The following is a 24004-nucleotide window of genomic DNA, read 5'->3' as shown; positions in this document are numbered from 1 at the left end:
CGGCGCAACCTGAAGCTCGATTCATTGGAGATTTTTCGCGATGTCCGATCTTGCTCAATACCGGCGCCCCTTCTGGGACACCCAGCCGGGCTACCGTTTCGATCCGTATGGATCCACGCGTTTGCGCTCGCCGAACGAACCGCTGATCGTCGTGCCGCAGACGCTTTCGGAGGTCACGGGGCCGATGTTTGGTGCGGCGTTCGTCAAACAGGGCGATAACGACCTGACCCGCGTTTCCACGGCGGAGGCGATCGGCGAGCGCATCATCGTGTCCGGCCGGGTGCTGGACGAGAACGGCCGGCCGGTGCCGGACGCGCTGATCGAGATCTGGCAGGCCAATGCCGCGGGCCGCTATCTGCACAAGCGCGATCAGCACGATGCGCCGCTGGATCCGAACTTCAGCGGTGAAGGGCGAACCGTCACGGACGCGCAGGGGCGCTACCAGTTCAAGACGATCCGGCCGGGGGCGTATCCGTGGGGCAACCATTACAACGGATGGCGTCCGCAGCACATTCACTTTTCGCTGTTTGGCCGAGCCTACGCCACGCGTCTGGTCACCCAGATGTATTTCCCCGGCGACCCGCTGCTGGAGTTCGATCCCATCTTCCAGTGCGTGCCAGACGCCAAGGCGCGCAACCGGCTGATCGCTGCGCTGGATTGGGAGACCACCGTGCCCGAGTACGCGCTGGGCTATCGCTTCGACATCGTCCTGCGCGGCCGCAACGCCACCCCCATGGAGTAACGCATGCTCTATCCCACCAGTTCACAGACTGTCGGTCCCTATCTGCACATCGGGCTGTCCGGGTTGAACCGTGACGATCTGACGGCAGGGTGCGGCGACCTGGGCGCGGCGCCCGTCGTCATCGAAGGACGCGTAATCGATGGCGAGGGCAATCCCGTGCCGGACGGCATGGTCGAGATATGGCAGGCCGATGCGCGCGGTGTGTACGGGCATCCTGACGATCCCCGGCATGGCGAGGGCAGTGCGGGCTTCGGCGGCTTTGGTCGTGTGGCCACGCAGCCGGACGGCGGCTTTCGTTTCACCACGATCAAGCCGGGCCGTGTGCCCGCACCCGACGGACAACTGCAGGCGCCGCATCTGGTGGTGTCCGTCTTCATGCGCGGCCTGCTCAAGCATCTGTCGACGCGAATGTACTTTCCGGATGAGGCCGGCGCCAACGAGGCGGATTGGATCCTGGCCAAGGTGCCCGCCAGCCGGCGCGGCACGCTGGTGGCAACAGCGGCGGAGGCGGGCGTTTTGCGCTGGAACATCGTCCTGCAGGGTTCGGAAGAAACCGTGTTCTTCGACATCTGAGCCGGTGTGCGACAAGGTCTACACGATGAGCAACCTTTCCGGGCTGACCGAATCCATCTATTCGGATGACGCGATCCTGTCGCTGTTTTCGGGCGCGGCGACCCTCGGCCAGATGCTTGCCGTGGAGGCGGCCCTGGCGCGCGCGCAGGCGCAATGCGGCGTCATTCCTCAAAGCGCCGCAACCGCCATCAATGAGGTCTGCCGGGGTGGCGAAATCCGCGACGTGCTGGACGTGGACGGCATTGCCAGGGCTGCGGTGGCAGCGGGCAACATCGCCATCCCCTTCGTCAAGCAACTGACCGCGGCCGTCGCGCGCGTGGATGCCGAAGCCGCCCGCTACGTGCATTGGGGCGCCACCAGCCAGGACATTCTGGACACCGCGCTTGTCCTGCAGTTGCTTCAGGTGGCGGCCAGGCTGGACGCGGGGCTGGAGCGCGCCTCGCTGGCGTGTGCTCGACTGACCCGCGCGCATCGGGACACCATCATGGTCGGACGCACGTGGCTGCAGCATGCGCTGCCCACGACATTCGGCGCCAAGACGGCGGGCTGGTTGGAGGCGCTGGAACGTAGCCGGCTGCGCGTGCGGCAGGACACGTCACAGATGGCGCTGCTGCAATTCGGCGGCGCCGCGGGCACGCTGGCCAGCCTGGGACCGTCGGCAAATGAGGTGGTGCAGGCGCTGGCCGCCGAGCTGGGCCTGGGCGCGGCTGCGATGCCATGGCACACGCACCGCGACCGGCTTGCCAGCCTGGCCGCGTCGCTGGGAGTGCTGACCGGCACGATGGGCAAGATTGCGCGGGACCTGTCGCTGATGGCGCAATCCGAGGTCGGCGAAGTGAGCGAGCCATCGGGCCCGGGGCGAGGCGGATCGAGCACCATGCCGCACAAGCGCAATCCCGTGGGTTGTGCGGCCATCCTGGCCGCTGCGGTCCGCGTGCCGCCGCTGGTGTCGACGATGCTGTCGGGAATGATCCAGGAACATGAACGCGCGCTGGGCGGCTGGCAGGCCGAATGGGATGTGCTGCCCCAGATTGCCGCGCTGACGGGTGGGGCGTTGCGCCATTTGGGCAGCGTGCTGGATGGGCTGCAGGTGTATCCGGACCGCATGGCAAAGAATCTCGCGCTGACCGATGGCCTCATCCTTGGCGAGGCCTACATGCTGGCGCTGGGCGCCCGGCTCGGCCGTCTGCCCGCCCACGCGCTGGTGGAACGCGCGTCGCGCGATGCTGTTGCGAACGGGCTTTCGCTCAGGGATGCGCTGCGCGAGGCGTTGGAAAGCGATGCCGCGACGCGGGGAACGCTCAGTGACGATGACCTGGATCGTCTTGGCAATCCGGCGAATTATGTGGGCGAGGCGCCGGCGATCTGCGACAGCGTGTTGGCGGCCTGGAAGGCGAGCGGGAACGGCGCGAAGGCGGCTTGAAGCGCCTTGAAGCGCCTGCGCATCGCAGCGGCTCAGAACGCTGAGAACCGCATCGCGCGCGTTGCGTTGTGATTCAGGACTGCCCGCGCAGTCGCGCCAATTCCGCCGACAACTCCGCGACCAGCGCCTGCGCGCGCGCCAGCGGGTCCTGTCCGTTGACCGGCGCCTGCGGCTCAGGCGCGGTTTCATGCAGCCGGGGTTGCACGCTTTCATGTCCCATGCTGACGTCCACGTCGAACACCAGTTGTTCGGCGCGATGCCAGGTGGTGAACCATTCCAGCGGCTTGCCGTGCTGGTCCATGCCCTGGCCCTGCAGCATCAAGAGCGGCGTGCCGGCCTGCGTGTCCAGCAGGGCGGCCAGTACGCCGTCTGCGGCGACCGCGCGGATCTGGTTGCGGCCGGCGCCCGGGCGCAGACCGAACTGCCGCGTCAGCACGCCGTGCAGGGAGGCGTCGGCCAGGTGCTCGGCGCGCAGGCCGGGCACCGCGGCGGCGGGCAGCCACGTGCGCACGTAGGCCAGCGGCGCTTCGGCCACGTGGCGCAGGCGTTCGAGCATCAGGAGGCGGGTAGTGCCGAAGAACTCGGCAACCTCGGCGGGCGGCTCGGCCGGGCCCAGCGCCAGCACGCGCGTGCGCAGCGCAACGCCCGACTGGGCGAACTGCTCGTACAGACCGGTGGACCGCTGCACCAGGCGGCGGTGTTCCTGCGGCGCCGCCACGGTGGCGGGGCGCCCGGTCTCGCGTTGAATGAGGCCTTCGGCGGCAAGTGCCGCGAGGGCCTGGCGCACCACGCTGCGCGCCACGCCGAAGCGGTCGCACAGCGCGGCCTCGCTGGGCAGCACGGCGCCCGCCGCGAGCTTGTTCGTGCGGATGTATCCGCGCAACCGCGACGCCACCTGGGCGTGCAGCGGGATGTCTCCCGCGCGGTCAAGATCGGGCAATGCGTCGTGCGTGGCGGGCGCCATGGGAATCAACCTCCGGTTTGTGCCCGCGCAGTTTCCCATACATGCGTCCAGCCCGGGGCCAGATGCGCGGCGCGCTCGGCGGCCAGGATCAGGCTGTCTTCGCGCGCGATGCCCTTGCCGGCGATGTCGAAGGCGGTGCCGTGGTCCACGGACACGCGCACGACGGGCAGGCCGACGGTGATGTTGACGCCATCATCGCCGTACACGGACTTGAAGGGCGCGTGGCCCTGGTCGTGGTAACAGGCGATCACGAACTTCCACTTGCCGCGCACGGCCTGCGGGAACAGCGCGTCGGCCGGGATGGGGCCGGCGGCGAGGATGCCGGCTGCGTTGGCTTCGGCCACGGCGGGCGCGAGGATGTCGGCGTCTTCGCTGCCGAAGATGCCGTTTTCGCCGGCGTGCGGGTTCAGGCCCGCGACGGCGACGGGTTCGTCGGCGCGGCCCAAGGCCGTGGCGAACGAGCCGGCCAGGCGCAGGACAGCGCGCATGCGGGCAGGGTTCACGTCTTCGATGGCCTGGCGCAGCGACACGTGCGTCGTGGCGTGGAAGATGTACAGGTCGCCGGCCGACAGCACCAGCGAGAAGGTCTTGACGCCGAACTCATGCGCCAGCAGTTCGGTGTGGCCGGGCCACTTGTGGCCGGCGGCGTGCATCGCGGCCTTGTTCAGCGGGGCGGTGACGATGCCGTCGATCTCGCCGGCGCGCGCCAGGGCGCAGGCCGTGGTGACAAAGCGCACCGAGCCGTCGCCGGCGTCGGCGCTGATCTCGCCCAGCTTGACGTGCGCGAGCGACGGGCCGGCCTGCAGCACTTCGATCAAGCCGGGGGTGTTGGTCGCGTCGGCCGGACGTTCGATCTTGCGCACGATGGCGGGGTCGGCGCCCAGATTGCGCACGGCATTGGCCATGACGTCTGCGTCGCCAACGACGAAAAGGCGTGCCTTCTGGCGCAGTTCGTCGTGGCCCATGAGCATCTTGGCCGTGATTTCCGGCCCGATGCCCGCTACGTCGCCCAAGGTCACGGCCAAGAGGGGCAGCTTTGCGGGAGGGGTTTGTGTCATCGCTTGAATCTCCTGTCGCGGATCGCGCGCACCGCGCGAACCAGTACGTCTTCGGTGCCAAAGCCGCCGGCCTTGGTCACCACGGGCAGGCCAGCGGCCGTGCCTCCGGTCAGCGTGCCCAGTGGCACGCCGCCCATTACTTCGTCCACCAGCGCAATGCCGTTGGCCTGCAGGGCCACCAGCACGCTGCGCGCGCCGTCGCCGCCGGTGGCGACGACCCCTGCCGCGCGCGAGGCGGCGATCAATTGCGCGGCAAGGCTGCCGAGGCGGTCGGCGACCTTGTCGGAATCCAGGCCGGCGCGTTGGCCTTCGGGGGCCAGCAGCAGAATGGTGCCGGCTTCCAGCGGGGCCTGCGCGTGCGCCTGCAGGAGCGGTTGGCTCCAGGCCTGCCACTGCGCGTCGTCGGCCAGTTGTTCGAGCGACGGGCGCCAGGTGTCGGCGCCCGCAGCCTGCAATGCGGCAGCCTGGCCGCGTGCGGCGCTGTGCTGCGAGGTCACCACGACGACAACGGGGGCGGTCTGGTCGGCGCCCGCCCAAACGCGGGCCAACGGGACGGCCAGGCCGCCCGCGCCCACGGGCAGGGCGCGCTCGCCCAGCAGGCCGACGGCGCGCGCCAGCCGTTCCAGGTCGGCATCGGTGGCCGCGTCCACCACCACGGCGCCGCCCGCGTGCGCGATGCGCGCGGCCAGCGTTTCCGGCGTGTCTTCAGCCAGTGGCGCCACGTGGGCGCAGCCGAGCAGGGTGGGGATGTGGCTTTCGGTCACGGGGGTGACCGGATCGGTCGCCGCCGAGGTTTCGGTGACCGGCTTGCCGTTCACATAAAGAATGCCTTGCTCGACGGTGCGGCCCGTCGCCGGAAAGGCGGGGCAGACCACCGCGATCGCGTCATCGCCCCAGGCGTCACGCGCCGCGTCGATCTCGGCCTTGAAGGCGCCGCGCAGCGTCGAATCCACTTTCTTGTACAGGCGGGTCACGCCGGCATCGCGCAACTGACGTACGTTGCCGCGGATGACTTCGGCCGCATCGGCCGCGCTAAGCGCGCGGCTGTTGGTCGTGACGGCCAGCACCTCGACGCCGTCGTGGGCGGGCCCGGACAGGGCCTCGTCCGCGCCGCCGATCGACAGGTGCGTGCACCAGCCGGCGCGCACGAATTGCACGGCGGTGTCGCCGGATCCGGTCAGGTCGTCGGCAACGATGGCGATGGTGGGTTTCACAGGGCCTCTCCGCGGGCTTCGGTCAGGGGCGGGGCGACGGTGGCGTCGGCGTCCTCGGACTTCAATTCACCGGCGCGCTTGAGGAACCAGGATGCCAGCACCGGGGCCAGAATGGAACTGATCAGCACGCATGCGGCGACCTGCGCGGTGGCGGTGGACACGTACTGCTGGAAGTTGGGGTCGGCTGCCGCGACCACGGCGGGCGTGGCGATGGCGTTGCCGGCGGTGGTGCCGGCTGCGAAGCCCAGGCCGCTCTTGCCGCCGCGGCGCAGGATCATGCGGTAGCCCAGGTAGACCAGGCCGCCCGTGATCGGGCTGATGATCAGGCCCAGGATCAGGCCGCTGATGCCGCCGCCAACCACGGCGCCCAGATCGATGCCGGTGCCCAGCGCAAAGGCGAAGAACGGAATGACGATGTTGGGCACGGGCTTGAGCACGTCGCGCCACTTGGGGTCCAGGTTGCCGACGACGACGCCCAGCAGGAAGGGCACCAGTGCAGCGACCAAGGCGATCATCGGGATGTCGGCCAAGCCGGACGCGCCCAGGAACAGCAGGCTGAAGAAGGGGCCGTCGTTGACCGCGCTGGCGACGTAGGCGCCGCGGTCGCGGGCATCGCCGTATTGGCCGGTGTAGGCCAGCCACAGGCCGCCGTTGCTGTTGTCGAACGCGGCCAGCATGGCCAGGATCGACACGCCCCACAGACCGTCCAGACCGACGTAGCTGCCGAGGATGATGATGAGCGTGGCGGGCACCAGCGTCTTCATCAGCAGGATGGTGCCGGCCGTGGCCAGGATCGGGCCGCCGGTGCGGGCGTTGACGTGCGTGCCGGTCGCGAAGATCAGCAGCGCGATCAGCGGCAGCGCGCTGTTCTTGAAGAGGGCGGTGGTGAAGCCGCCGATGGCGAGCGCATCAGGGGCGAAGGTGCCGATCAGGGAACCCAGGATCAGCGGCACCAGCATCAATCCACCAGGGATTTTCTGCATCGTGCCAAAAAAGGGCGAGCGGGTAGTTGCGGTCGACACTATCGAGGTCTCCAGGACGATTTTTCTGGGTTGCAGACGTTCATGCGCGCGTCTGTCGGACGGGTGAAAAAATCGTAGTGTACACCTGTACGTACAGCATGTACGTACAGGTTGACCCCAATTGCCGTCCCGGATATGGGGACGGTTTCGTCGTCAGAAGCGGTAGGCGCCGCTCAACATCACCGTGCGGCGCGCACCATAGAAGCAGTCGCCACGGTCCAGGCAGACCACTTCATACGTGCGGTCCGCGATGTTGTTGACGTTGAGCGCATAGCGCCACGGTCCGTTGGTGTAGCTGACCATCGCGTCGAACAGCGTCACGGACGGCGTCTCCGGCGCGCCGCCGTCGCGGAACTTGGACAGGAAGCGCGTGCCAGCGCCGACCGCGAAGCCGGGCTGGCCCGCGATCGCGAAGCGGTACTTGCTCCACAGCGACACCATGTGCTTGGGCATGCCTTCAAGCTGCGGATCGATGTCGGTATAGATGTAGTTGGCGATCACGTCGACGTTTTGCGTGACGCGCCCGCGCATCTCCAGTTCGACGCCGCGTGTACGCGTCTTGCCCGCCTGGATCTGGTTGTTGGGATTGTCCGGATCGTTGGTCTGGCGGTTGCTTTCGCGCAGGTCGTACGCCGCCGCCGTGAATTCCAGGTCGGCACCCGGGGGCATGTACTTCAGGCCCAGTTCCCACTGCTTGCCGCGCATGGGCTTCCAGCGCTGGTCGTAGAAATCCGCGCCCGCGATGGGGGTGAAGGACTCGCTGTAGCTCACGTACGGCGACCAGCCGTTGTCGGCCGCGTACATCAGGCCGAAGCGCTTGGTCGTGGCCTGATCGGTTTCCTTGTCCTGGCCCTCGGCCGTGCTTTCGACGCGATCACGGCGGATGCCTGCCAGCAGGATCCAGTTCTTGTCGAACGTGATCTGGTCCTGCGCATAGAAGCCCAGCTGCTGCTGGCGCTGCTTGGGCGAGTCGCTGAGCGTGTAGTCGGGCGCGTTGCCATACACCGGGTGGTACAGATTCAGCGGCGATCCCAGCCCGCTGTCCGATTGGCTGGTTTCGCGATAACGCGTGTAGTCCATGCCGACGATGACGGTGTGCTGCGTGCGGCCCCAGTTCAGCTTGCCTTCCAGGTTCTGATCGGCGAGCAGCGTGCGCATGCGCGGCTTGTTGATGTAGTAGTAGCGGTCGACGGTGGTCTGTTCGGGGTCGATGTAGGAATCGCCGCGGCGGTCGCCATACACGTTCGGGTACAGCGATTTGTAGTCCACGCTGCTGACCGTGTTGCGGAAGCTCTGGCGGACCTTCCAGGTGTCGTTGAACTTGTGTTCGAACAGCCAGCCGACGTTGAATTGCTCGGTGTCGTAGGTGTCAAAGCCCGGTTCGCTGGCAAAACGGCGCGTCGGAATGCGGCCGTTGGGATTGTGATCCACGGTGCCGCTCCATGGCAGGAACGATTGCGTCGTGCCGGAACGGTCCTTCTGCCAGGAGGCCTGCAGCGTCAGCGACGTGGCTGCGCTGGGTTGCCACGTGAGCGACGGCGCGAGGAACATCCGGTCATCCTGCGCGTACTGCACCTGCGTGTCGCTGTCGCGGCCCAGCGCCACCACGCGATACAGCCACTGGCCGTCCTCGGTCAGCGGGCCGGTGATGTCGGCCTGGATCTCGCGGCGGTTGAAGTTGCCCAGCTGCACGCCGATTTCACCCTGCTGCTCGGCTTGCGGGCGCTTGCTGACCAGGTTGACGATGCCGCCCGTGCTGCCCTGTCCGTACAGCATCGACGACGGGCCGCGCAGCACCTCCACGCGTTCCAGGCCATAGACCTCGGTGCGCGGGTTATTGAAGCTGAAGAACTGGCGCAGGCCGTCCAGGTACTGCACGGGCTCCACGCCGCGCACACGCACGTAGTCGCCGCGGTTGTCCACGCCGTAGGCGTTGGGCCGCACGCCGGCCGCGTAGTTCATCGTGTCCTGCACGTTCTGCGAACCCTGGTCGATGATCTGCTCGCGCGGAATCACGGTGATGGCCTGGGGCGTTTCGGACAATGGCGTGTCGGTCTTGGTGCCGGTGGCGCTGCGACGGGCTACGTAGCCGTCGACGGGACCGGTGGCGGTTTCGCCGGTACCCAGCACCTGCACGGCGGGCAGGGTGGCGGGCTGTTCGGGCTGCGCATGCGCGGCGCCGGCGCCCAGGCAGGCGGCCAGCGCGGCGGCGGGAACACGGGTGTGCAGCCGCGCGCGCGAGGCGGCGGGGGTGTGGTGGTGCTTCAAGAGGATCTCCCCACTGGCGTCGGTTGGGTGCGGCCAGTTACGTATAGAAATGACAACGATAATAATTATCAATTGTGTCGATGTGCTCAGCCAATAGCGCGCGTCGCGGGAAGATGTAAAAAAGCCCTGCGGCGCTCCGGCGTGGCAGGGCTTGCACAGGAATCCCCTGTGAATTCATCGAGTTGAAGCGCGGCTTGATGCGGGACGCTGCCGCGGCCGCTGTTGGCGGCGCGCGACAGTGTTGCACGCGCAAAAACGGGGTGCGGTCGGCGGTGCGCCGATCAGTCCTGGTGGGTCGCCTGATTCGCGGGGGCCGGAGGGTTGGCGGCGGGCGTGGCGGCAGGCGCCGGCGCGTCGGGACGTAGCTCACGCCGCAGGATCTTGCCCACGTTGGTGCGCGGCAGGTCGTCGCGGAACTCGATGTGGCGCGGCACCTTGTAGCCGGTCAACTGGCTGCGGCAATGCGCGATCAGCGTTTCCGCGTCCAGCGTGGGGTCCTTGCGGATCACGAACAGCTTGACCGCCTCGCCGGAGCGTTCGTCCGGCACGCCTACGGCCGCTACCTCGCGTACGCCAGGATGCAACGCGGCCACGTCCTCGACCTCGTTCGGGTACACGTTGAAGCCGGACACCAGGATCATGTCCTTCTTGCGATCGACCAGATACACGTAGCCGGTCTCGTCGACATAACCCACGTCGCCCGTGCGCAGGAAGCCGTCCGGGTACATGACCAGCGCCGTCTCGTCGGGCCGGTTCCAGTAGCCTCGCGTGACCTGCGGACCGCGCACGCAGATTTCGCCGTTTTCGCCGATGCCCAGTTCGCGGCCCGCGTCGTCGCGGATCGACAGATCCGTAGAGGGCACCGGCAATCCGATGGATCCATTGAAGATCTTGGTGTCCAGCGGATTGATGGTGACGGCGGGCGACGTTTCAGTCAGGCCGTAGGCCTGGGCGATCGATACGCCGGTCGCCGCGCGCCACCGGTCCGCCACCGACCGCTGCACCGCCATGCCGCCGCCCATGGTGAGCCGCAGGCGCGAAAAATCCAGGTGGGCAAAATCGGGGTGGTTAAGCAGCGCGTTAAAGAGCGTGTTGACGCCCGTGAAGGCCGAGATCGGGACCTTGCCCATTTCCTTGATCAGCCCGGGGATGTCGCGCGGATTGACGATGAGAAGGTTGCTCGCGCCCAGCTTCATGAAGGTCAGGCAGTTCGCCGTCAGCGCGAAGATGTGATACAGCGGCAGGGCCGTAACGATGCATTCCTCGCCGTCTTTCACCAGGGGTCTTACCCACGCGTAGGCCTGGCTCACGTTGGCGACCATGTTGCCGTGCGACAGCATGGCGGCCTTGGCCACGCCGGTCGTGCCGCCCGTGTATTGCAGGAACGCCAGGTCGGCAGGCGAGAGCCGCATGTCGGTGTAGGGAAGGTCGCGTGCCGCACGCAGTACGTCGCCCAGCTTGTGCGAGCCGGGCAGCGACCACGCGGGCACCATGCGCTTGACGCGCCGGACCGCGAAGTCCACCAGGCGACCCTTGATCGGGCCCAGCATTTCTCCGATGGAGGTGACCACCACGTGCTCGACCTGCGTGCCGGGCAAGGCCTTTTGCAACGTGGCCGCGAAGTTGTCCGCGACCACGATGGCGCGCGCGCCGGCGTCGGCCAGCTGGTGTTCCAGTTCGCGCGCGGTGTAGAGCGGATTGCAGTTGACCACGATGCAGCCGGCGCGCAGGGCGCCGAACAGGCAGACCGGGTATTGCAGCAGGTTGGGCATCATCAGCGCGACGCGGTCGCCGCGCGCAAGGCCTTGGGCGTGCAGCCATGCGGCAAAGCGGCGCGTCAGCGCGTTCAGCTCGGCATAGGTGATCGACTTGCCCATGCTGATGTAGGCCGTCTTGTCCGGAAAGCGCCGGAAGCTTTCCTCGATGATCGTCACCAGCGTTGTCTCGCCGTCGGTCTCGATCTCGGCGGGCACACCGTAGGGATAGCTCTTGTGCCAGATTCGTTCCATGTCTTGCGGTTCCGTTGGGGCGCAAGGCCCTAGTTGCCCAACAGGGCTTTCTTCAGGGAAGCCTGCGCGGGGCTGTCGCCCAGCCAGACGCGCAGCAGGGCGCGGGCGAAGGCGGGATCGTCGATGCGTCCGCGCGGCTTGCCGTTGCTGGCGATGGCCACGCCGCGGGCGTCGAAGTCCAGGTCGATGACGTCGCCTTCGCGCGCGGCGCCGATGTCGGCCATCAGGCGCGACAGGCGTTCGGCGGGTTCTTTCAACGCGGCCAGCGCCTGCGAGGGCGTATTGTCGCGCAATCCGTCCTGCAGCGCGCCGTCCAGGCTCTTGCTGTCCACGTCGCGCAGCATTTGCAGACGGATCCGGCGCGGCTCGGTGCTGCCGATGATCGCGGCGGGGTCGTGGGTCTTCGTGGTGACGTACAGCGCCGCCACGTAGACCTTCACGACGAAGCGGGTGCGCAGGCCGGCGCCGTTCAGCGTCAGCGCGTGGGCGCCTTCGGCAAGCTGTTCGGGCACGCGCACGCCGGCGACGTCGACGTCAGCGTGGGCCGGCGCGCCCGCCAGGCTGGCGGCAAGGATCAGACTCAGGGCGGCGGCGCGCCCTCCGGGGTTGAAACGCATTGGTCACCTCCAGTGTTCTTCTGTTTGTAGAACTTCTTGTCTGCGATGTAGATCGTGCGTTCCACGACGGCGTACACGACGTCGTCCTTGTCCTTCAATTCGACCGTGTAGGTGCGGGTCGTTTCGTGATGCGAGGCAAGCAGGCGCCGGATTTCTGCGATCTCGCCCGGCGGCAGCCGGAAATCCACGTACAGCGTGGTGTAGGCCGGCTTGCGAAAGCGGATCGATGCCGCCTTGTCCCACACGATGTGATCGGCGCCCAGCGCCGACATCAGCATGGTCGGATGCGCGCCGTCCGTCACCGCGAACAGCGAGCCGCCGTACATCGACCCCACGATATTGCGCGTGCGGCGCAAGAGCGGCAGCTTGATGCGGATGTGCTGGAAGTCCGGCGACACGTGCAACACGCGGCCGCCGGTGGCGCGAAACGCCGGATGCAGGTTGAAGCCCACCCGCATCAGCCGCGCGCGCCACTCGGGCGACAGGTTCTTGAACCAGTAGGGCTTCACGCTGTCCGCCGCCTGCTTACAGGGCCTCGAACAGGCCGGCGGCGCCCATGCCGGTGCCGATGCACATCGTCACCAGCCCGTACTTGCCGCCGGTGCGGCGCAGTCCGTGCGTGATCGTGGCGGTGCGGATCGCGCCGGTGGCGCCCAGCGGGTGGCCCAGCGCAATGGCGCCGCCCAGCGGGTTGACCTTGGCGGGGTCCAGCTTCAGCTCGCGGATCACGGCCAGCGACTGCGCCGCGAAAGCTTCGTTGAGCTCGATCCAGTCCAGCGCGTCCTGCTTGATGCCGGCGCGGTCCAGCACCTTGGGAATGGCGGCGACCGGACCGATGCCCATGACCTCGGGCGGCACGCCGGCCACAGCAAAGCCGACAAAGCGGGCGAGCGGGCTGAGGTTGAATTCGCGCAGGATGCGGTCGGACACCAGGATCACGGCCGCCGCGCCATCGGACATCTGCGAGCTGTTGCCGGCCGTGACGCTGCCGCGCGTGGAGAACACGGGCTTCAAGCGGGCCAGCGCTTGCAGGCTGCTGTCCGGGCGCGGGCCTTCGTCGACCTCGATAAGCCGGCGCGCCACGCGTACCGCGCCGCTGGCGCCGTCCGGCAGATGCGTGACCACTTCATAAGGCGTGGTTTCAGCGCGGAAGTGGCCGGCAGCGATGGCCGCGCATGCCTTCTGGTGCGACGCCAGCGCAAAGGCGTCCTGGTCTTCGCGCGACACCTTCCAGCGCTCCGCAACCTTTTCGCCGGTCAGCCCCATGCCGAACGCCATGCCGACGTTTTCCTCGTGCGCAAAGATCTCCGGGTTCATGGACACCTTGTTGCCCATGATCTGCGGCATGGCGCTCATGGATTCGGTGCCCGCGCCGATCATGATGTCGGCCTCGCCCATGCGGATGCGGGCGGCAGCGTCCGCCACGGCCTGCAGGCCGGACGCGCAGAAGCGATTGACGGTGACGCCCGCCACGCTTTGCGGCAGTCCCGCCAGCAGCAGGCTGATGCGGGCCACATTCATGCCCTGTTCGGCCTCCGGCATGGCGCAGCCGGCGATGACGTCCTCGATGCGGGCTGCGTCCAACCCTGGCACCTGCGCCAACGCGCCATTCAGCGCGGCGGCCAGCATGTCATCGGGGCGGGTGGTGATGTAGGCCCCATTGCGCTTGCCCACCGGCAAGCGCGTCGCGGCGACGATGTAGGCGTCTTGGATCTGCGTGCTCATATCCATTTCCTCAACTAACAATAGCGAGACATATCAATCGGACCCCCGCACAAAACGGTCTCCCACAAGCGGGGCCGCGCGGATCCGGCTTTGCCGGTCCGCTTGCGGCGCCCCTGGGGGAAGCGCCGCAGGCGCAAGGGGGGGCCTAATCAATTCCGTAGTGGTTTGCCGGTTTCCAGGGTGTGGCGGATGCGCGCCTGCGTTTCCGGCGTGCGCAAGAGCGCCACGAACTCCTTCCGCTCCACGGCCAACAACCATTCCTCGTCGACCTTCGTGCCGGTCTCGACCTCGCCGCCGCACAGCGCGACCGCCGCGCTACGCGCCACGCGGTAATCGTGCGCGCTGATCATGCCGCCTTCACGCATGTTGACCAGCACCATCTCGAAGTTGGCGATGCCGTTGCGGCCGGCCACCGGCACGTTCTGCAACCGCGCGGGCGGGGTGTAGCCAGCCTGCGCGGCGGCGCGCGCCTGGCCGATGGCCACGTAGAGCAGTTCGCCGGGATGGAACAGCACGATGTCGTGCTCGCGCGCGAACCCGGCGTCGATGGCTTCCAGTCCGCTCTTGGCGACCTGGGCCATGGCAATGGTCTGGAACACCGGCTGCAGATACGGAAAGACCTCGCCGGGCGTGGCCGTCTTGGCCGCCAGCGCCGCAGCGCGCGCGGCAAATTCCTTGCTGCCGCCACCCGCCGGGATCAGGCCCACGCCGGCTTCGACGAGGCCGATGTAGCTTTCCAGCGCCAGCACGCGGTGCGAGGCGTGCATCAGGAATTCGCAGCCGCCGCCCAGCGCCATGCCCTGCACGGCCGCCACCGTCGGAATCTGCGCGTACTTGAACGACTGCGAGGCGCGCTGGAATTTTTCGACCGTGGCTTCCAGCATCTCCCACTGGCCCGCCGCGCAGGCTTCTACCACCTGCTGCAGGTTGGCGCCCACGGCAAACGGCGCGTCGTGCCAGATGACCAGGCCGTCGAATTCGCGTTCGGCCTTGGCCACCGCCTGCAGCACGCCTTCCAGCACTTCCGCGCCCAGCGTGTGGTTGCGCGACGTGACGGACAGGATGGCGATGCCGGCGTCGACCTGCGGCAGGTTCCACAGGCGCACGCCTTCGTTTTCCCAGATGGTGACGCCGCGGTCGTCGGGCGCTTCGCCCACGACGCGCTCCGGGAACAGCTGGCGCGCGTACACGGGCAACGTCGAGCGCGGATGCAGCTTGCCGGTGCGCGCGGAATACGAACCTTCCGGCGCATGCACGCCCTGGCGGTTGGACTCCAGCACCCAGGCGGGCAGGGGCGTGTTGCTCATGGCGCGGCCGGCGGCGATGTCCTCGGCGACGGCGGCGGCAATCGCCTGCCAGCCGGCGGCCTGCCACGTTTCAAACGGGCCTTGCGACCAGCCAAAGCCCCAACGCATGGCCAGGTCCAGATCGCGCGCGTTGTCGGCCACGTGCTCAAGCTGCACGGCGCTGTAGTGGAAGATGTCGCGGAACAGGCTCCACAGGAATTGCGCCTGCGGATGGTCGCTGGCGCGCAGCGCGGCAAAGCGCTTGGCCGGATCGCGTTCCTTGAGCAGCGCCGCCACCTCGTCGGCCAGCTTGCCGGTGCCGGGGGCGTAATCCTGCTTTTTCAGATCCAGCACCTGGATCTCGCGGCCCTGCTTGCGATAGACGCCGGCGCCGCTTTTCTGGCCGAGCGCGCCCTTGGATATCAGCGCCGACAGCCATTCCGGCAGCGCGAAATACTGATGCCACGGATCGTCGGGCAGGTTCTTTTCCATCGTGCCCACGACGTGGGCCAGCGTGTCCAGCCCGACCACATCGGCGGTGCGGTACGTGGCGCTCTTGGGGCGGCCGATCTTGGGGCCGGTCAGCGCGTCGACTTCGTCGAAGGCCAGACCCAGGCGCGCGGTGTGGTGCATGGCGGCCAGGATCGAGAACACGCCAATGCGGTTGGCCACGAAGTTCGGGGTATCCAGCGCGCGGATCACGCCCTTGCCCAGCGCAGACGTCAGCCAGGTTTCCAGCTGGTCCAGCACGGCCGGCTGCGTGTGTGACGTGGCGATGATTTCCACCAGGCGCATGTAGCGCGGCGGATTGAAGAAATGGATGCCGCAGAAGCGGTCGCGCAGCCCGGCGGGCAGCGCGTTGGCCAGCGCGTCGATGGACAGGCCGGAGGTGTTGGAGGCGACGATGGCGCCGGGCGCGACATGCGAGGCAATGCGCTCGTACAGCGCCGTCTTCCAGTCCATGCGCTCGGCGATGGCTTCGATGATGAGGTCGCAGCCTTGCAGGCGCTCCAGGTCGTCATCGTAGTTGGCGGGCGTGATGAGCGCCAGGCGTGATGCGCCGGCCAGCGGCGCGGGTTCCAGCTTCTTGAGACCGGCCAGCGCCTTCTTGACGGTGCCGTTGCGGTCGCCTTCGCGGGCGGCCAGGTCGAACAGCGTGACCGGCACGCCGGCATTGGCCAGGTGGGCGGCGATCTGCGCGCCCATGACGCCGGCACCCAGCACGGCGACGTGTTTGACGACGAACTTGTTCAAGGGAGTCTCCTGAAAAGGCGGGCGGACGGCGCGCGGCCGTCCGCCCGTTCACGGCTAGAAGCGGGACGAGAGCTGCAGGCCGAAGATGTGGCCGCTGCTGTCGTAGGTGCCCGCGACGCGGCCCTTGGTGGCCTGGCTGCCGGACGTGGTGTCGATGTCCGTCTTGCGCAGGTACAGGTACGTGTAGCCGACGTCGATCGTGGTGGACTTCGTGGCGGCCCATTGCACGCCGGTCGAGAACCAGTAGCGGTCGTTGTCGGGCAGCGAAGTGGGACGGTCGGCGGCATCGTGCACCGGCGATTGGTCGAAGGCCAGGCCGAACTTCCACTTCCAGGCCGGGGCGAACTTGTAGTTCGCGCCCACGGCGACGCGCCAGGTGTCGCGGAAGTTGAGCGGCAGCTCGTCGTCGCGCGCGCCCGGGCCCGAGTTTTTGATCTTGAGCTCCGGAATGCTGCTCCAGCCCGTCCAGGACACGTCGCCCAGCAGTTCCCACTTTTCGTTGAGCTGGTGCGTGGCGCTCAGGATCAGCGAGTCGGGCAGGTCGACGTTGGCCTTGGCGTCAAACGACACGGATTGGCCGGTGGGGCCGATGTTGTCGATGTCGGTGTCGCCCTTGGCCGAGTGCTTGATCTTCGAACGGTAAGACAAGCCGATGCGCGTGTCTTCGGTGGGTTGCAGCATGAAGCCGACGTTCCAGCCCCACGCGTCACCCTTCAGATTCAGGTCCGCGTCGCCATTCGTGGCCAGCGGCAGGCCGGCGATGGGCACGACGGTCTTTTTCTTGTAGGTCGCATCGATGTGCTGCCAGTTCACGCCAAAGCCCATCGAAAACTTCTCGTTGACCTTGTAGGCGATGGACGGGTTGACGTTGATGGTCTTGATGTCGAACTTGTTCGAGTGGTACTGCCCGACCCAACCGTCGTCGTATTCGGTCATCAGGCCGAAGGGGGCGCCGACGCCCAGGCCGATGTACCACTGCTCGTTCAGTTGCCAGGAGGCATAGATGTTGGGCACGACGCCCAGGTGGCCCGCGTCCCCGCCATTGCCACCGGTGGGAACCGAACCGTTCAAGCCTGATCCGGGAATACCGGGCACGCTGGGATTGCGGCTGTTTCCGTTGTCCGAAAACTTGAACGACGGTTTGATCAGGTTTACCCCGCCGGAGAAATTGAGCCCTGGCAGATAGGTCAAGCCTGCCGGGTTGAAATACATGATGCTGGCATTCTCCGGGTTTGCCGCCGAGCCGGCATACGCGTTGCCCAGGCCGCTGGCGTTCTGCTCCAAGAGCTGAAAGCCGGCAGCGTAGGACGTTGCGGATGCGCCCAGGCCGACCAGGATGGCCGACAGGGTGCTCAGGGACAATGGACGTCTGCGCATGGTACTGACTCCTCGAGTTGAATGTGTGTCTCTCTCTACCACTGCCGGCCTGTTGCTGCCGGTCTATTCGGCGCGAGCCGCTGTGCTGCGGTGCTGCTGGGTGCTGCCGTCTTCGTAATGCAAGGGGCCGCCCGTGAAAGGCGCGAAGCCCGTTCCAAAAATCACGCCGGCGTCGGCCAGGTCGGCGTCGGCCACGATGCCGCTGGACACCCGCTGCCGCGTGGCGTCGATCAGCGGCTGGATCAGGCGCTGCGCCAGGCCTGCCGGGGCGGCGGCGGGGTCGCGTTGCTTGACCGGCTTGCCGTCGCGCCACGTGTAAAAGCCCTTGCCGCTTTTCTTGCCGAGTTCGTTGCGGGCCAGACGGTCTGCCAGGCATCGCGGCGGCGCCGCGCCGTCGGCAAGCTGCGCGCCAGCGTCCCGCGCGATGTCCAGGCCCACGGTGTCCGCCAGTTCCAGCGGTCCCATCGGCATGCCGAAGGCCACCATGGCGGCGTCCACGGTTTCCGGCGCGACGCCGTCGTCCACGCTGCGCATGGCCTGCAGCATGTAGGGCGCCAGCACCGCGTTGACGAGAAAGCCGGGCGCGCTCTTGACCGGCAGCGCCAGCTTGTCGATCTGGCCGACAAAGGCGCAGGCGCGGGCTTCTATGGCGGGATCGCCGCCGTCCGCGTGCACGACTTCCACCAGCGGCATCTTGGCCACGGGGTTGAAGAAGTGGATGCCGACCAGACGATCCGGATGGGCCAGGCCCTCGCGGAGAGTTTCGAGCGACAGGCTGGACGTGTTGGTGGCCAGCAGCGCGTCGGGCTTCATGTGCGGCTCCAGCGACTGGTACAGCGCGCGCTTGGCATCGGGCTGCTCGCTGATGGCTTCGATGATGACGTCCGCCAGCGGCACGCCGCCGCCCGCCGGATCCGGGACCAGCCGGTCGAACGCGGCGCGCGCCAGGCGCGGATCCTTCAGGCGGCGCGCGTAGAGTTCGGCGGCGCGCTTGATGGCGGGTGCGATGCGCGACATCTCCTGGTCCTGCAGCGTGACGGTCATGCCCTTGAGCGCGCACCAGGCGGCGATGTCGCCGCCCATCACGCCCGCACCCACCACATGGACGTGACGGGCCGGCGCGACGCCGGGCTGCTTGCCATTGGCCTTCAGGCGCTCCTGCAGGCGGAACACGCGCAGCAGGTTGCGCGCGGTGCCGGACGAAATGATGCGGTCGATGAGGTCGGGCGCCTTCAGCGCATTGCCCCCATGTTTTTCCCAGATCTCCACAATGGCCGGCGCGGCCGGGTAGTGGCCGAGCGGATCCTTGGCCGCGATCTGCTTGCGGGCGCGGTTGGCGACGATGGCCTTGAACGGCCAGCGGTTCAGCAGTCCGCCCAAACCGCGCGCGCGCCGGGCAGGCTTGCGCGACAGCACGGTCTGGCGTGCCGCGGCGAGCAGCAGCCGCGGGGGAACACGCGCGTCGACCAGCCCCAGCGAGGCCGCGCGGCGGGCATCGGCGCCGCGGCCGGTCAGCATCATGTCCAGCGCGGCGGGCGCGCCGATCACCTGCGGCAGGCGCAGCATGCCGCCCCAGCCGGGGAAGATGCCCAGCATGACTTCAGGCAGCGCCAGCGAGGCGCCGGGCTGATCGGCCACCAGCCGGTAGCGGCAAGCCAGCGCCAATTCAAGGCCGCCGCCCAGGCAATGGCCCTGGATCAGCGCCAGCGTGGGATAGCGCACGCCGGCCAGGCGATTCATGAGGTTCCAGCCGCGCGACACCAGCCCGCGCGCCTGCTCGGGCGTGTCCAGCGTGGCGAATTCGTTGACGTCGGCGCCCACGATGAAGCCCGTGGCCTTGCCGGATTGGATGATGAGGCCCTTGGGCGGATCGGCGTCCAGCGCGTCCAGCACCACGGAGAGCTCGGCCATCGTGTCGGCCGACAGCGCGTTGACCGCGCTGCCCGCGCGGTCGAAGGTCAGCCAGGCAAGCCCGTCGGGGTCGCGATCCAGGCGCCAGTGGGAAAGCGTGTCCAGTGTCGTCATGGGCGGTCCTCGTCCAGGGTTTCGACCAGCATCGCGCCGCCTTGACCGCCGCCGATGCAGATGGCCGCCATGCCGCGCCGGGCGCCGCGGCGCTTGAGCGCGTGCAGCAGATGCAGCACGATGCGGGCGCCAGACGCGCCCACCGGGTGGCCGATGGCGATGGCGCCGCCGTCGACGTTGAGCCGTGCGGGGTCCAGCTCGCCCCAGGCAGGTGTGCCGAAATTCTGCTGGCAGTAGGCCTCGTCCCGCCACGCGGCCAGGCAGCCTAGCACCTGCGCCGCGAAGGCCTCGTTGATCTCCCACAAGTCCAGGTCATTCAAGCCCAGGCCGTGGCGCTGCAGGATCGGCGTGGCGGCATGCACGGGGCCCAGCCCCATGATCGCGGGATCCAGCCCGGCCCATTGCGTATCGATGATGCGGCCCAGCGGGCGCAGGTTCCATTTCTGCACGGCCTCTTCCGAGGCCAGCACCAGCATCGCGGCGCCGTCGGTGACCTGCGAGCTGTTGCCTGCGGTGATGTTGCCCCAGGGCTTGTCGAATACGGGCTTGAGCTTGGCCAGCTTGTCCGGCGTGGAGTCGTCGCGCACGCCGTCATCGTGGGGATGCAGCTTGCCCTGCGTGTCGATGAGCGGCGTGATCTCGGGCATGCCGGCCGCGCGCGCCGCAAGCGCGCGCTGGTGGCTGCGCGCCGCATAGGCGTCCATCGCGGCGCGGTCGATGTGAAAGAGGGTGGCGACGTTTTCGGCAGTCTGTCCCATCGACAGTCCCACCACCGGGTCCGTCAGCCCCTTGAGCAATCCGATGACGGGCGCCAGGTGTTTCGGTCTGAAGCCGCCCAGCGCCTTGAGCTTGGCGCCCAGGCCGCGCGCGGCATACCAGCGCGACAGCCAACGCACCATGCCGTCCGAAAACAGCACCGGCGCGCGCGACAGCGCATCGGTGCCGCCGGCCAGCACCAGGTGCGAACGGCCGTTCTGGATATTGGCGATGGCGGAGTCCAGCGCCTGCATGCTCGATGCGCAGTTGCGCATGACGGTCCACCCCGGCACCCGGTCGCCGCAGCCTAGCCGCAGCGAGATCACGCGGCCGATGTTGACTTCCTCGGGCGAGGGCGCGGCGCAGCCGACGATGACCTCGTCCAGATCCGTGGGCGCGTAGGGTTGGCGCAGCAGCAAGGCGCGGCCGGCCTGTACTGCCAGATCCCCGGCGGAGAAGGGTCCCGGGCCCGTGCGGGCCTTCAGGAAAGGCGTGCGTGAACCATCGACGACGTAAACCGGTTTGAATGCCATCCGCTTCCTCCCTCAGGCGACCTTGCGTTCGGCCGTGGGCCGGTCTGCGTCGGCGGCGCCGAGGTCAAAGGGGAAATCATCCACTTTGACCACGGTGTCGCGCAAGCGGTTGCGGCGTTTGACGACCGCATATTCTTCGGCGGTGATCGCGCCGATGGTGACCGCCGCGTCGGCGATGTCGCGTACGTTGGCTTGCGGATTGCCGTCCAGCACGCCGCGCTTTTCGATCTCGCGTATCTTCGCCTCGATGGGCTCGGCTTCCAGCGTGGCGGCCAGCGCCTGCTCGATCGCGCCCACGGGTTCGTCCGCGGTATCGGGCAGGTGGCAGCCTGCCGTCAGGCGGTCGCGCGTTGCGCTGGGGCTGATCAGCAACCGGGCCACGTCCTGGCCAAGCTGGTCGGACGGCGGAATCTGGCTGTGGCCCCACGGGAACACGATGCGGCGGATGATCCACGCGACAGCGCGATTCGGGAAGTTGTCCAGCACGCCGTCAAAGGCCTCCTGCAACTTGCACAGCGCGTCCTGGATCGACCAGTGCGCCAGCGGCGCGTCGGCCTTCTGGCGGCCTTCGTCCTCGAAGCGCTTGAGCGTCGCGCTGATCAGGTACATCTGCGACAGCACATCACCCAGGCGCGCCGACAGACGCTCGCGGCGCTTCAGGCTGCCGCCCAGCACCAGCATCGACGTGTCGGCCAGCAGTGCAAAGGCGGCCGAGTAGCGGCCCAGGAGCTGGTAGTAGCGCTTCATGTCCGGTGCGACTTCGGCGTTGACGGCCACGAAGCGCGCGCCGGTGAGCGAGGTGCCCAGCGCCCGCAGCGTGTTGCGCACCACGAAGCCCGCATGGCCCCAGAACGCGGCATCGAAATCATCCAGGCCCTGCTTGCGGTCCGGCGATTGCGCGGCCTGCATTTCCGCCAGCACATAAGGATGGCAGCGGATTGCGCCCTGGCCGAAGATGATCAGGCTGCGCGTCAGGATGTTGGCGCCTTCCACGGTGATCCCGATGGGGATCTGCTGGTAGGCGCGGCCCAGGAAATTGGACGGTCCCAGGCAGATGCCCTTGCCGCCGATCACGTCCATGCCGTCGTTGACGACCTGGCGCGCGCGTTCGGTGACGTGGTACTTCACGATGGCCGACACGACCGAGGGCTTCTCGCCCAAGTCCACCGCGCCCGCCGTCATGGTGCGCGCGGCGTCCATCATGTAGGTGTTGCCGCCGATGCGGGCCAGCGCCTCTTCGACGCCTTCGAACTTGCCGACCGGCATGCGGAACTGGCTGCGCACGCGGGCATAGCCGCCCACTGCGCGCGCCGTCAGCTTGGACATGCCCGTGTTGGAAGAGGGCAGCGAGATCGAGCGCCCCGCGGCCAGGCATTCCATCAGCATGCGCCAGCCCTGGCCGGCCATGGCGGGGCCGCCGATGATGAAGTCAAGCGGCATGAAGACGTCGTTGCCGCGCGTCGGGCCGTTCATGAACATGGCGTTCAGCGGGAAGTGGCGGCGGCCGGTGTCCACGCCGGGGTGGTCGTGCGGCACGAGCGCGCAGGTGATACCCAGGTCCTTCTTGCCGCCCAGCAGCCCGTCCGGGTCGTACAGGCGGAACGCCAGGCCCAGCAGCGTGCAGACCGGCGCCAGCGTGATGTAGCGCTTGTCCCAGGTGACGCGCATGCCGATGACTTCGCGGCCCTGCCATTCGCCCTTGCAGACGATGCCGCTGTCGGGGATGGCTGCGGCGTCCGAACCTGCCCACGGGCTGGTCAGCGCGAAGGCCGGCACCTCTTCGCCGCGCGCAAGACGCGGCAGGTAATGGTTCTTCTGCTCCTCGGTGCCGTAATGCAGCAGCAATTCCGCGGGACCGAGCGAATTCGGCACCATGACCGACACGGCCAGCGCGGAGGACCGCGTGGACAGCTTGGTCACGATTTCGGAGTGGGCGTACGCGGAAAACGCGAGGCCGCCGTATTGCTTGGGAATGATCATGCCGAGGAATCCCTCGGACTTCAGGTAGTTCCAGACGTCGGCGGGCAGGTCGAAGCGCTCTTGCGTGACGTTCCAGTCATTGACCATGCGGCAGGCGGCTTCGGCCTGGTTGTCCAGGAAGCGCTGCTCTTCGTCGGTCAGGCGGGGGCGCGGATATGCCAGCAGGCGGCTCCAGTCGGGACGGCCGCGAAAGAGTTCGCCTTCCCACCAGACCGTGCCGGCCTCAAGCGCATCGCGCTCGGTGTCGGACATCTGCGGCAGCACCTTGCGGTACAGGTTGAAGATCGGCGCGGACAGCAGCGCCCGCCGGATGGGGCGCACGCCCAGCAACACGGCGGCCAGGAGCGCAATGACAACCAGCGCGACGATGACTGCGTACATTTTCTTGTCTCCTCGTTGTTCTTCAGTTGCCTGGCGGTGACCGAAGGCGGCTCGCCGGCCTGTTGCGGTGGAAGGCGGTCAGGCGCCTCCGGGGCTTGCGTTCAAGTGCGGGAGGGGCGAGCGCAGCCCGCCCAGCAGGAAACTCATCAGGCGCGGCAAGAGCAGCTCGCGGTCGTTGGGCTGTTCCGCCTCGTCGCCGGCCAGACCGGTGACCGAGCGCAGCAGGTCGGTGCCCATGATGGCGTACGACGTCGCGCCCAGCATGAACTGGAAGCGCCAGATGATCTCGGCGCGCGGCACGTCGGGCAGGGCGGCGAACAGCGCGTTGCGGTAGCGCGCGAGCACGTCGGCATATTCCTCGGCAAACAGCGCGCGGATGAAATCCGTGGGGTCGGTCATCGTGCGCTCCAGCAGCGGCAGGAAGGTACTGCCGGCCTGCGCCGGATCGGCGGCCAGGCGCAGCAGGGTGCCGAAGAACGCGTCCACGATCTGGGAGGGCTTCAAGGGCTTGCCGTCGGATTGCGCCTCGAGTTCGTCCAGAAGGCGCATGCGCTCGCGATTCAGCACTTCCAGGCGGCGTTTGAGCACCGCCTGCACGAGTGACTCTTTCGAGCCGAAGTGATAGTTCACCGAAGCGAGATTCACACCGGCCGCGCCCGTGATCTGGCGCATCGACGTTGCTTCGTGTCCCTGTTGCGCGAACAGGGACTCGGCGGTGTCGAGGATGGTTTCTCTGGTGGACGTGGCGCGGATTTCTTGCATAAGGTTGAATTCAAACGTTTGTTTCAAAGCATTAT

The 24004-nt window shown here is 67.7% G+C and carries 18 protein-coding genes; 3 read left to right on the top strand and 15 right to left on the bottom strand.

All coding sequences use genetic code 11. From position 1 onward, the window contains the following. Positions 1-40: 40 nt before the first annotated feature. From pcaH to B2W22_RS02790, 3 genes are read left to right on the top strand one after another with little or no spacing between them, the layout of a single operon-like run. Positions 41-742, top strand: a complete 702-nt coding sequence (gene pcaH / locus B2W22_RS02800; RefSeq protein ID WP_175126187.1) for a protocatechuate 3,4-dioxygenase subunit beta — start codon at positions 41-43, stop codon at positions 740-742. 3 nt (positions 743-745) lie between these two features. Further along, on the top strand, positions 746-1315 hold the full coding sequence (pcaG, locus tag B2W22_RS02795) for a protocatechuate 3,4-dioxygenase subunit alpha (RefSeq protein ID WP_286936101.1): 570 nt from the start codon (positions 746-748) through the stop codon (positions 1313-1315). A 25-nt stretch (positions 1316-1340) separates the two neighbouring features. Continuing rightward, positions 1341-2738 (top strand): 3-carboxy-cis,cis-muconate cycloisomerase, encoded by a 1398-nt coding sequence (locus tag B2W22_RS02790; RefSeq protein ID WP_286936100.1) that lies wholly within the window; start codon positions 1341-1343, stop codon positions 2736-2738. A 73-nt stretch (positions 2739-2811) separates the two neighbouring features. Here B2W22_RS02790 and B2W22_RS02785 read toward each other — a convergent pair whose 3' ends face one another. From B2W22_RS02785 to B2W22_RS02715, 15 genes are all read right to left on the bottom strand, one after another. Then, the gene (locus tag B2W22_RS02785) at positions 2812-3702 is read right to left on the bottom strand and encodes a GntR family transcriptional regulator (RefSeq protein ID WP_286936099.1); all 891 of its coding nucleotides are present in this window, start codon (positions 3700-3702) and stop codon (positions 2812-2814) included. A gap of 5 nt (positions 3703-3707) precedes the next feature. Then, positions 3708-4760 carry a 4-hydroxythreonine-4-phosphate dehydrogenase PdxA gene (pdxA, locus tag B2W22_RS02780; protein ID WP_056323631.1) on the bottom strand — a complete coding sequence of 351 codons (1053 nt, stop codon included), beginning with the start codon at positions 4758-4760 and terminating at the stop codon, positions 3708-3710. Then, on the bottom strand, positions 4757-5974 hold the full coding sequence (gene dtnK, locus B2W22_RS02775; protein ID WP_286936098.1) for a D-threonate kinase: 1218 nt from the start codon (positions 5972-5974) through the stop codon (positions 4757-4759). The genes pdxA and dtnK overlap by 4 nt, the downstream gene beginning before the upstream one ends. Beyond that, positions 5971-6957: a 2-keto-3-deoxygluconate permease gene (locus B2W22_RS02770; protein ID WP_255809193.1), complete on the bottom strand. Its 987-nt coding sequence runs from the start codon at positions 6955-6957 to the stop codon at positions 5971-5973. Before B2W22_RS02770 ends, dtnK begins: the two co-directional genes overlap by 4 nt. A 192-nt stretch (positions 6958-7149) precedes the next feature. After that, positions 7150-9225 carry a TonB-dependent siderophore receptor gene (locus B2W22_RS02765; RefSeq protein WP_175126206.1) on the bottom strand — a complete coding sequence of 692 codons (2076 nt, stop codon included), beginning with the start codon at positions 9223-9225 and terminating at the stop codon, positions 7150-7152. A 320-nt stretch (positions 9226-9545) separates the two neighbouring features. After that, on the bottom strand, positions 9546-11273 hold the full coding sequence (locus B2W22_RS02760) for an AMP-binding protein (protein ID WP_175184008.1): 1728 nt from the start codon (positions 11271-11273) through the stop codon (positions 9546-9548). A gap of 29 nt (positions 11274-11302) precedes the next feature. Continuing rightward, complete coding sequence (locus B2W22_RS02755) at positions 11303-11890, bottom strand: chalcone isomerase family protein (RefSeq protein WP_175184007.1); 588 nt, start codon at positions 11888-11890, stop codon at positions 11303-11305. Beyond that, on the bottom strand, positions 11854-12399 hold the full coding sequence (locus tag B2W22_RS02750) for a DUF4442 domain-containing protein (protein ID WP_175126195.1): 546 nt from the start codon (positions 12397-12399) through the stop codon (positions 11854-11856). Before B2W22_RS02750 ends, B2W22_RS02755 begins: the two co-directional genes overlap by 37 nt. Before the next feature lie 16 nt (positions 12400-12415). Beyond that, positions 12416-13615, bottom strand: coding sequence for an acetyl-CoA C-acyltransferase (locus tag B2W22_RS02745; protein ID WP_286936097.1), 1200 nt, complete (start codon positions 13613-13615; stop codon positions 12416-12418). Between the two features lie 149 nt (positions 13616-13764). Further along, the gene (locus tag B2W22_RS02740; RefSeq protein WP_286936095.1) at positions 13765-16155 is read right to left on the bottom strand and encodes a 3-hydroxyacyl-CoA dehydrogenase/enoyl-CoA hydratase family protein; all 2391 of its coding nucleotides are present in this window, start codon (positions 16153-16155) and stop codon (positions 13765-13767) included. Between the two features lie 54 nt (positions 16156-16209). After that, on the bottom strand, positions 16210-17532 hold the full coding sequence (locus B2W22_RS02735; RefSeq protein WP_175126198.1) for an OmpP1/FadL family transporter: 1323 nt from the start codon (positions 17530-17532) through the stop codon (positions 16210-16212). A 63-nt stretch (positions 17533-17595) separates the two neighbouring features. Then, positions 17596-19557 carry a 3-hydroxyacyl-CoA dehydrogenase NAD-binding domain-containing protein gene (locus B2W22_RS02730; RefSeq protein ID WP_286936094.1) on the bottom strand — a complete coding sequence of 654 codons (1962 nt, stop codon included), beginning with the start codon at positions 19555-19557 and terminating at the stop codon, positions 17596-17598. Continuing rightward, positions 19554-20846, bottom strand: a complete 1293-nt coding sequence (locus B2W22_RS02725) for an acetyl-CoA C-acetyltransferase (protein ID WP_286936093.1) — start codon at positions 20844-20846, stop codon at positions 19554-19556. Before B2W22_RS02725 ends, B2W22_RS02730 begins: the two co-directional genes overlap by 4 nt. Positions 20847-20858: 12 nt before the next feature. Continuing rightward, on the bottom strand, positions 20859-23207 hold the full coding sequence (locus B2W22_RS02720; RefSeq protein WP_286936092.1) for an acyl-CoA dehydrogenase: 2349 nt from the start codon (positions 23205-23207) through the stop codon (positions 20859-20861). 78 nt (positions 23208-23285) lie between these two features. Beyond that, entirely contained in the window at positions 23286-23969 is a 684-nt protein-coding gene (locus B2W22_RS02715) for a TetR/AcrR family transcriptional regulator (protein ID WP_286936091.1), read from the bottom strand. Between the last annotated feature and the right edge of the window lie 35 nt (positions 23970-24004).

This window comes from Achromobacter sp. UBA4530 (assembly GCF_002388205.1).
GTDB classification, from domain to species: domain Bacteria; phylum Pseudomonadota; class Gammaproteobacteria; order Burkholderiales; family Burkholderiaceae_B; genus Achromobacter; species Achromobacter animicus.
This window is presented reverse-complemented; position numbering and strand designations above follow the sequence as displayed.